Raw genomic sequence first — 8,953 nt, 5'->3', positions numbered from 1 at the left:
GCGGCAAGCAGGTACGTCCGGACAGTGGTTATACGCGACTCGTGCGCGCACCGTCCGGGACGGTCGTCGGCGAAGTCGGCGAGGGCAATCGCAAGGACGTGCGCAATGCCGTCGCCGCCGCACGCAGTGCTGGAAAGTGGTCGCAGGCGAGCACGCATAACCGCGCTCAGGTACTGTATTACCTCGCCGAGAATCTTTCGACGCGCGCGGAGGAATTCGCCCGGCAACTGGTTGCCAGGACGGGCGTTTCTTCCGCCGAGGCCGCGCGTGAAGTCGAAGCGTCCATCACGCGTTTGTTCACTTACGGTGCATGGGCCGACAAGTACGATAGCGCTATTCATTCGCCACCGTTGCGCGGTGTCGCGCTCGCGATGCACGAACCGATTGGCGTGATCGGCGTCGTATGTCCGGATGAAGCACCTTTGCTCGGCCTGGTTTCGCTGATTGCACCCGCACTTGCTTTGGGCAATCGCGTAGTGGCGGTGCCGAGCGAAACATGTCCGTTGATGGCGACCGACCTGTATCAGGTTGTCGAGACGTCGGATGTGCCGGCGGGCGCCTTGAACATCGTGACGGGCGAGCGTCACGCGCTGGCCCAGACGCTTGCGAAACACGACGATGTCGACGCGCTCTGGTGCTTCGGCGGCGCGGAAGTATCGGCGATGGCAGAGCGTGAATCGGTCGGTAACCTCAAGCGCACGTTTGTCGACCATGGCCGGGCCTTTGACTGGTTCGACAGCGCAAGCGAAGGTTTGCCGTTCCTGCGTCAGGCGGTGCAGGTAAAGAACATCTGGATTCCGTACGGCGACTGAGCCGAACAGGCAAGGGTAGCCGGGACTCGATGAAAACTTGAAGGGCACCGGGCTCGTCCAGGCGAGCGAGGTGCCCGGCATGAAGGAGACAGAATGCTGAAGAATATTGATCCGCTGCTACACGCGGATATCCTGCACGCGTTGTGCGCGATGGGTCACGGCGACGAAGTCGTCATCTGCGACGCCAACTTTCCCGCCGATTCGGTCGCGCGCCAGACGGTGCTGGGTCACGTCCTGCGTCTGGACGGCGCCGATGCGCCGCGTGCGATCCGCGCGGTCTTGTCGGTGTTGCCGCTCGACAGCTTCGTCGATCATCCCGCCGAGCGCATGGAAGTGGTCGGCGACGCGGCCACGCTTCCGGCCGTGCAACGCGAAGCGCAAATCGAAGTAGACGCTGCTGAAGGCCGCTCGACGCCGTTCGCCTCCATCGAGCGCTTCGCATTTTATGAGCGCGCGAAAAAGGCCTATTGCGTGATCGCGACCGGCGAAGCGCGCGGCTATGGCTGCTTCATCTTCAAGAAGGGCGTGGACCTCGCGCCCGATGCGCCGGCCGCCGCCGCAAGGAGCGGGTCGTGAAGGGCCGCGTCGTGGTTCTCGGCATCTATGTGACGGACCTGACGTTTCGGGCCAGTCGCATGCCTCTCCTGGGCGAGACCATTGCCGGTTCCGCATTCGCGATGGGCCCGGGCGGCAAGGGCTCGAATCAGGCCGTGGCCGCAGCGCGCGCCGGTGCAGACGTGATCTTCTGCACGCGCTTGGGCGCCGATGCGTTCGGCGACATCGCCCGCTCGACCTGGGCCGCGGAAGGCATCACGGCGCGTGCGGTATCCATGAACGACATGGCAACGGGCGCGGCGCATATCTTTGTCGACGAAGCGACCGGCGGCAACGCAATCATCGTTGCGGCGGGCGCAGCCGGCAGTTTATGCGCGCAAGATGTGGAAGCGATCGAGTCCGACATTGCGGCGGCGGCGGTGTTCGTGACGCAACTGGAACAACCCATTCCAGCGGCGCGTCGCGGCCTTGAGCTTGCGCGTCGGCACGGCGTGACGACGGTGTTCAACCCGGCGCCTGCGCTGCATTTGGACGACGACATCTTTCCGCTATGCGACTACATCACACCGAACGAGACCGAAGCCACGGCGCTGACCGGCATCGCGATCGCGTCCGTTGACGATGCGCGTCGCGCAGCCGACGCTTTGCTCGCGAAGGGTGTTCGCGCGGTCATCGTTACGCTGGGCGAAGCAGGCGCGCTGTTTCATACGCGCCATCAATCGGTCCTCGTGCCGGCCTTCAAATGCGGGCCAGTGGTCGAGACAGCGGGAGCCGGCGACGGTTTTACCGGCGGCTTCGCAGCGGCGCTTGCGCGTGGCGAAGCTGCGCTTGACGCCGTGCGTTTTGGCTGCGCGCTCGCAAGCCTCTCGGTGACACGCGCTGGCACCGCGCCTTCCATGCCCAAGCGTGAGGAGATCGAAGCGGTGCTGAGTGAAAGCGCGGGGTCCACGGTTTTATCGGTCCAACCTTCATGAGCGGAGCGCATCCATGAACGCACCGAAACTACTTGCTGACCGGCAGCTCAACTTCCTGGTCATAGTGAACTTGCTGGTCGTGATTGTCGCGACCGCTTTGTCACACGGCCAGTTCGTCGATATCGACAACCTTCAGTCGATGGGCGGACAGTTGCCGGAACTCGGCTTACTGGCGCTCGGCATCATGCTGTCGATGATCTCGGGTAATGGCGGCATCGACTTGTCTGGCGTGGCGCTCGCCAACCTGTCCGGGATGATCGCGGCGCAAGTGCTGCCGATGCTCGTCTCCGCCGACAACTCGCCAGCGCTCTATACCGCGGTCTTCGCGGTCGTCGTGGTCGTAATCGGCGTGCTGGGCGGCTTGTTGAACGGCGTGATTATCGCGCGGCTGAGTTTGACGCCAATCCTCTGCACGCTTGGTACGTCGCTGCTGTTTACCGGCATTGCGGTCGTGCTTAGCAACGGCGCATCGGTGCGCGTGGAGTACGTCGATCCACTCTCCGACATTGGCAACGGCACCTTCTTGCAAGTCCCCATCGCGCTGTGGATTTTTGTCGCGGCGGTCCTCTTGCTGGGCTGGGTATTGAAGCGCACGCCGTTCGGCTTGCGACTCTATTTGATGGGCACGAACCCCAAGGCGGCGTTCTACGCGGGCATTCCCCGCGCCCGCATGCTGATCCTGACGTATGGCGTGTGCGGCGTGCTCGCGTCGCTCGCCGGCCTGATCAGCGCGACGCATACGTCTAGCGCGAAATGGGACTATGGTAATTCTTATTTGCTGATTGCCATCCTGATTGCGGTGATGGGCGGCGTGAATCCGGCCGGCGGCTACGGGCGGATCACGTGCGTGTTCCTGGCCGCGACCGTGCTGCAATTCCTGTCGAGCCTCTTTAACTTACTCGGCGTGTCGCAGTTCTTCGGCGACTGCGCATGGGGCTTCCTGCTGTTGGCGTCGCTTGCGCTGGCGGGTGGCGAACGAGTGCGTTCGATCTTCGGGCTCGGCGGCGCAGCGCCCGCTTCAAAGGTGCCTAAGAAGGTTACCTAAGAAGGTTGACTAGGAAGCTTGCCTGAGAAGGTTACCTAAGCCACCGGTATCGATCTGAAAATGTTTTACCGCAGTACCTGAACTCATGTGCAGCATATATGAACCATAACGGAGACAACGCATGAAACTCACCCGCATCGCTACTGCACTCACCGCCGTCGCGCTCATGGCCGGCGCCATTGCTGCCGCGCAGGCCGCGACCAATGAAACGATCGTCACGGTCGTGAAGGTCACTGGCATCAACTGGTTCAACCGGATGGACGAAGGCGTGAAGGAATTCGCCAAGGACAATCCAAACATCAACGCCTATCAAACCGGACCGGGACGCGCGGACGCGGCGCAGCAACTCAAGATCATTGAAGATCTGATCGCGAAGAAGGTCACGGCGATTGCGGTCGTTCCGTTCGATCCGCCAACCCTCGAACCCGCGCTCAAGAAGGCGATGGATCGCGGCATCAAGGTGGTCACGCATGAAGCGGACAACGAGAAGAACACGATGGTCGACATCGAAGCGTTCGACAACTCCGCGTACGGCGCGGGGTTGAACGAGCGTCTCTCGAAGTGCATGGGCGCGCAAGGCAAGTGGGCGGTGCTGGTTGGCTCGCTCGGCAGCCGCTCGCAGGTCCAGTGGGCCGACGGTGGTATCGACAACGCGAAGGCCAAGTATCCGAAGATGGATCTGGTCGAGCCGAAGCTTGAGACCAACAACGACGGCGAACAGGCTTACCAGGTTGCGAAGGAAGTGCTGCGCAAGCATCCGGACCTGACCGGCTTCCAGGGCTCGTCGTCGCTGGATGTGATCGGCATCGGCCGTGCGGTGGAAGAAGCTGGCAAGGTCGGGAAGATTTGCGTGTATGGCACCGGCTTGCCGACGGAAGCGGGCAAGTTCCTCGAGAGCGGCGCGGTCAATGGCATTGCCTTCTGGGATCCTAAGCTTGCAGGCCTCGCCATGAACAAGATCGCGCAAATGCTGATCGAAGGCAAGACGGTTGAAAACGGCGCGGACCTCGGCATTGTTGGATACAACAAGGTCACGGTAAGCAAGGGACCGGGCAAGGGCATTATCGTGCGCGGCACCGGCTGGGTCGATGTCGACAAGACCAACTACAAGCAGTATTCGTTCTGAATTTGACTTTCAATAAGTAGGAAGGCGCGCGTGACTGTCATGCGCGCCCTGTTTGCAAGGCCTAATGATGAGTACAGCTCCGAGTACAGCGCCGCTGCTAGAAGTCGTCGATATCCATAAGCGTTTCACGGGCGTGTATGCGCTGCGCGGCGTGAGCCTTTCGTTCGAACGCGGGCAGATCTATCACCTGCTGGGCGAGAACGGCTGCGGCAAGAGCACGCTGATCAAGATCATTTCCGGCGCACAGCCTCCCGATGAGGGTGAGCTTGTGATCGAAGGCGTGCATCATGCGCGTCTTACGCCGCTGGAATCGTTGTCGGCTGGAATCGAAACGGTTTATCAGGACCTGTCGTTGCTCCCGAACATGAGCGTGGCGGAAAACGTCGCGTTGACCGTCGAACTCGCCGAGCACAGCGGGCGTCTCGGGCGCACGTTCGACCGCCGCGCGCTGATGCGCACCGCGGCGAAGGCGCTCGAAGCGGTCGGGCTCCCCGGCGATGCCGATTTCCTCTCGACGCTGATCGAGCAATTGCCGCTGGCAACCCGTCAGCTTGTTGCCATTGCACGGGTCATTGCGAGCCAGGCGAAGTTCGTCATCATGGACGAGCCCACGACTTCGCTGACCCAGAAAGAAGTCGATAACCTGATCGCAGTACTGGCCAAATTACGTGCGGATGGCGTCGCCGTGCTGTTCGTGAGTCACAAGCTCGACGAATGCTACGCAATCGGCGGCGAGGTCATTGTCCTGCGGGACGGCCAGAAGATGGCGCAAGGCCCGATTGAAAATTTCACGAAGGCGCAGATTGGCGAATTGATGACCGGCAAGCAATTGTCCAGTGAGCGATATCGGCAGGCCGCAGTGATGGACGGCCGTGAGGTCGTACTCGATGTCAAAGCCTTGTCGCGTGCGCGTCAGTTCGCCGATGTCTCGTTCTCGCTCCACCGCGGAGAGATCCTGGGCATCACCGGCTTGCTGGATTCGGGCCGCAATGAACTCGCCCGCGCGCTGGCAGGCGTGGCGCCTTCGGACAGCGGCACCGTGACCCTGGACGGGTCGGTCGTGCGTCTCAAGACGCCGTCGGATGCGAAGTGGCAGCGTATTGGCTACGTGCCGGAAGACCGCCTGAACGAAGGTCTTTTCCTCGATAAATCCATCCGCGACAACGTCATTACCGCAATGATTTCAAGCTTGCGCGATCGTTTCGGGCAAGTGGACCGGCGTCGCGCGCATGAGTTGGCCGAGCGCACCGTGAAGGACCTGCAGATCGCAACGCCTGATGTGGACAAGCCGGTGCAGTCGCTCTCGGGTGGCAATCAGCAGCGCGTGCTCATTGGCCGCTGGCTTGCTATCGACCCACGCGTCCTGATCCTGCACGGACCCACGGTAGGTGTGGACGTGGGGTCGAAGGACATCATCTACCGCATCATGCAGCGGCTCGCGGAGCAGGGTATCGGCATTATCCTTATCAGCGACGACCTGCCTGAACTGCTGCAGAATTGCGACCGCATCCTGATGATGAAGAAGGGCCGCGTCGCAAACGAATATCGCGCGGAGCAGTTGACCGAAGCGGATCTTTATCACGCACTATTATCAGAGGCAGCATGAGCGAGTCAATTCATCGCGTTGCTCAGTCTTCGCAGGCAGCGTCATCGCTGCATCCGGCCCCGGTCGAGGTCGCGCCCAAGGTGAACAAGCTGAGTCTGGCCGCGCGGCTGGCGCGTAACCCCGAGTGGTTCACACTCGGGCTGATCCTCTTGACGTGCCTGATTGTCGGCACGTTGAACCCGCGCTTTTTCCAGTTCGCGACACTCTTCGACTTGCTGCACTCCGGCACGACTGTGTCGTTGTTCGCGCTCGGCACGCTCGTTGTCCTGGCGTCCGGGGGTATCGACGTGTCGTTCACGGCGATAGCGGCCTTTACGATGTATTCGCTCACCAAGGCGGTATTTGCCTGGTGGCCGGACGCACCGTTCGTCTTGATCCTGATGGCGGGTGCAGTTGGCGGACTGTTGCTCGGGCTGATTAACGGCGCGTTGGTGCACCGGTTGAAAGCGCCTTCGCTGATCGTCACGATCGGAACGCAGTATTTGTATCGCGGACTGTTGCTGACGTTTGTCGGGACGCAGTTCTTCATGAATATCCCGCACAGCATGGACAGTTTCGGCCGCCTGCCGCTGTTTTTCTATCAAACGAGCGACGGGTTGCGTGCGGTTCTGCCGGTGTCGGTGCTGGCGCTATTTATAGCAGCCGTGGTGACGTGGTGGCTGCTTAATCGAACCATGATGGGTCGTGGCGTGTATGCCATGGGCGGGAGCTTGCCGATTGCCGAACGGCTCGGTTATAACCTGCGCAGCATTCACTTATTCGTGTTCGGTTATACGGGCATGTTGGCTGGCATCGCAGGCATTCTTCACGTCTCGACGAACCGGCTGGCCAATCCGTTCGATCTGGTTGGGACGGAGCTGGACGTTATCGCGGCTGTGATTCTTGGCGGAGCGCGCATTACCGGTGGAACGGGAACGGTGGTTGGAACGCTGCTCGGCGTTGTGCTGGTTACGCTCATCAACAGCGTCCTGATCCTGATCGGTGTCCCCACCACGTGGCAGAAGGTAATTATTGGCGCGTTTATCCTGGTTGCCGGAACGCTGTTTGCACTCGGGCGCCGTCGTGCTGCATAACGGCGCCGCATAACAGCGCTGCATAAGATTTATTGACTAGCTTAAGGGGCCAGGGTCTTCCGTAGAACCTGGCCCTTTTCCGTAATCAACGAATCAAATTCGCTGAGTTGCGAAAAGCGGACGGCCTTGACCTTGCCCAGCTTGCTGGCGTCCACTACCAGATGCCTCTCTACCGCGCTGACCATGGCCGCTTGCTTGATCGCCACCTCGTGAAAATTCCAGCAGGTCACGCCGCGGTTTTCGTCGACGCCGCCAGCAGACATGAACGCCTTGTTGATGCCCATGCGGCGCAACGTCTCGATACTCTCATCGCTGGAAAACGAATCCGACGACGCCGCATAAACGCCGCCTAATAGAATCATTCGCACATTGGGTTTGCGCCGCAGGATCTCCGCGACATTCAACGAATAGCAGACCACCGTCAAATGCATGTCGGCGGGAATCAGCCGTGCGAGCGTGGTCAGTGTCGTGCCGCAATCTATAAAGATGGTCTCGTTGTCGGTCAGCAGTTGCGCGGCTGCCGCCGATGCTTCCGCCTTGGCCTGGGCGAAATGATCCTTCTCTTCATCGATGGTATAGCCCGCCGCATTCGGGACGTCAGACGCGCGAACAATATAGCCGCCCAGGTACGTGAAGTTGCCTGGGCTTGCAGCGATGTCACGACGAACCGTCATCTCCGATACATCCAGCAACGTCGCCGCGTCTCTAAGGCGCAGCACGCTCTGTTCTCTCAACGCGTCGGAAAGAGCCCGCAGTCTTTCGGTCTTGGTCATGCCAGGGGTTACTCGCGGAATAGGTGCGGTTGTTTCTAGTTGTTATATTCGGGTCGCAGATTGAGAAGATTATAACAACGTACGCCGTTCAATTACATCGGGGTATGGGGTTCGCTGGAACTTGTTTTGAAGGTGTTGTCTCAGTGCGAATCCGGAGGCAATGTCTGTAGCAAATTGTTGAGATAAGGTGTCCAGACTTCGGGATGCTCCACTGTCTGATTCCCGTAGGAACCCTTACTCTCCGGCACTTCGACGAAACGGCCATGAGGGATACGCGGGACGAGACGCTGCAGGGTATCGAGATCGGTCGGAGTAGTCAGGTCGTCCGCGAAGTTGACGGCGAAAAGCTGCGCCTTGATACGCCCGAGCGCGGCTTCGGGGTTGTAGTCCCACGACGATTCGAACCAGTACAGGACATCGTTTGCGTCGTATTGACGACTGCTATAGACGGCCACATCGTAGGACCACGTAGCGGTCTCCGGCGTAGGCGATAGTTCTTGCATGCGTGCGGCGTTATTCGTGATGAGCGTATAGATCGGCAGGGCACGCAGCCACTGGATGGGTTGTAGCGTGTAGTTGCCATCGTTCCAGTCGGGGTCTCGCAGAATTGCATCCATAATCATCTGGCGCCAGAACCCGTTGCGACCGGCCATGGCGATTGGCTGGCTCGCGATAGGCATCAGGCCGTCCATCATGTCCGGATAGCGCTCGCCCCAAAGCCATGTCTGCATACCTCCCATAGACGTACCTAGCACGAGGCGCAGATGATCGATGTGTAATCCCTGCGTGACAAGCAGGTACTGTGCTTGAACGACATCGTTGTAGCCATACTGCGGAAATTTCGCGCGGAGGCCATCGCTGGGTTTGCTTGATCCGCCACGTCCTAGTCCGTCGGGAATGATGATGTAGTCGCGGCTTGCATCGAGCGGTTGGCCGGGTGCAAATAGTTCGCGCCGCATTGCAGCAGTGAGGAATGCCCGGCCGGTGTC

General features: G+C 60.4%; 9 protein-coding genes. 7 read left to right on the top strand and 2 right to left on the bottom strand.

Going from position 1 to position 8,953, the window contains the following annotated elements:
* The 7 genes from WCA53_RS15415 to WCA53_RS15385 form a co-directional block, all read left to right on the top strand.
* Positions 1 to 812: aldehyde dehydrogenase family protein (locus tag WCA53_RS15415; protein ID WP_423911857.1), on the top strand; the 812-nt coding region annotated here is incomplete at its 5' end.
* Positions 813 to 905: 93 nt separating this feature from the next.
* Complete coding sequence (locus tag WCA53_RS15410; RefSeq protein WP_423911854.1) at positions 906 to 1,388, top strand: RbsD/FucU family protein; 483 nt, start codon at positions 906 to 908, stop codon at positions 1,386 to 1,388.
* Positions 1,385 to 2,341 (top strand): ribokinase, encoded by a 957-nt coding sequence (rbsK, locus tag WCA53_RS15405; RefSeq protein WP_423911850.1) that lies wholly within the window; start codon positions 1,385 to 1,387, stop codon positions 2,339 to 2,341. The genes WCA53_RS15410 and rbsK overlap by 4 nt, the downstream gene beginning before the upstream one ends.
* Positions 2,342 to 2,354: 13 nt before the next feature.
* The gene (locus tag WCA53_RS15400) at positions 2,355 to 3,386 is read left to right on the top strand and encodes an ABC transporter permease (protein ID WP_423911846.1); all 1,032 of its coding nucleotides are present in this window, start codon (positions 2,355 to 2,357) and stop codon (positions 3,384 to 3,386) included.
* Between the two features lie 121 nt (positions 3,387 to 3,507).
* Entirely contained in the window at positions 3,508 to 4,512 is a 1,005-nt protein-coding gene (locus tag WCA53_RS15395; protein ID WP_423911844.1) for an autoinducer 2 ABC transporter substrate-binding protein, read from the top strand.
* A 67-nt stretch (positions 4,513 to 4,579) separates the two neighbouring features.
* Entirely contained in the window at positions 4,580 to 6,118 is a 1,539-nt protein-coding gene (locus WCA53_RS15390) for a sugar ABC transporter ATP-binding protein (RefSeq protein WP_423911860.1), read from the top strand.
* A complete protein-coding gene (locus WCA53_RS15385; protein ID WP_423911841.1) occupies positions 6,115 to 7,191 on the top strand; it encodes an ABC transporter permease in 1,077 nt (358 codons plus the stop codon). The genes WCA53_RS15390 and WCA53_RS15385 overlap by 4 nt, the downstream gene beginning before the upstream one ends.
* A gap of 41 nt (positions 7,192 to 7,232) precedes the next feature.
* Here the strand turns inward: WCA53_RS15385 and WCA53_RS15380 are convergent, their stop codons facing one another.
* Positions 7,233 to 7,964, bottom strand: a complete 732-nt coding sequence (locus WCA53_RS15380; RefSeq protein WP_423911838.1) for a DeoR family transcriptional regulator — start codon at positions 7,962 to 7,964, stop codon at positions 7,233 to 7,235.
* 140 nt (positions 7,965 to 8,104) lie between these two features.
* Positions 8,105 to 8,953: alpha/beta fold hydrolase (locus WCA53_RS15375; RefSeq protein ID WP_423911836.1), on the bottom strand; the 849-nt coding region annotated here is incomplete at its 5' end.

The sequence above is a fragment of the Caballeronia sp. genome (genome assembly GCF_049581465.1).
In the GTDB taxonomy this organism is placed as follows: Bacteria; Pseudomonadota; Gammaproteobacteria; order Burkholderiales; family Burkholderiaceae; genus Caballeronia.
This window is presented reverse-complemented; position numbering and strand designations above follow the sequence as displayed.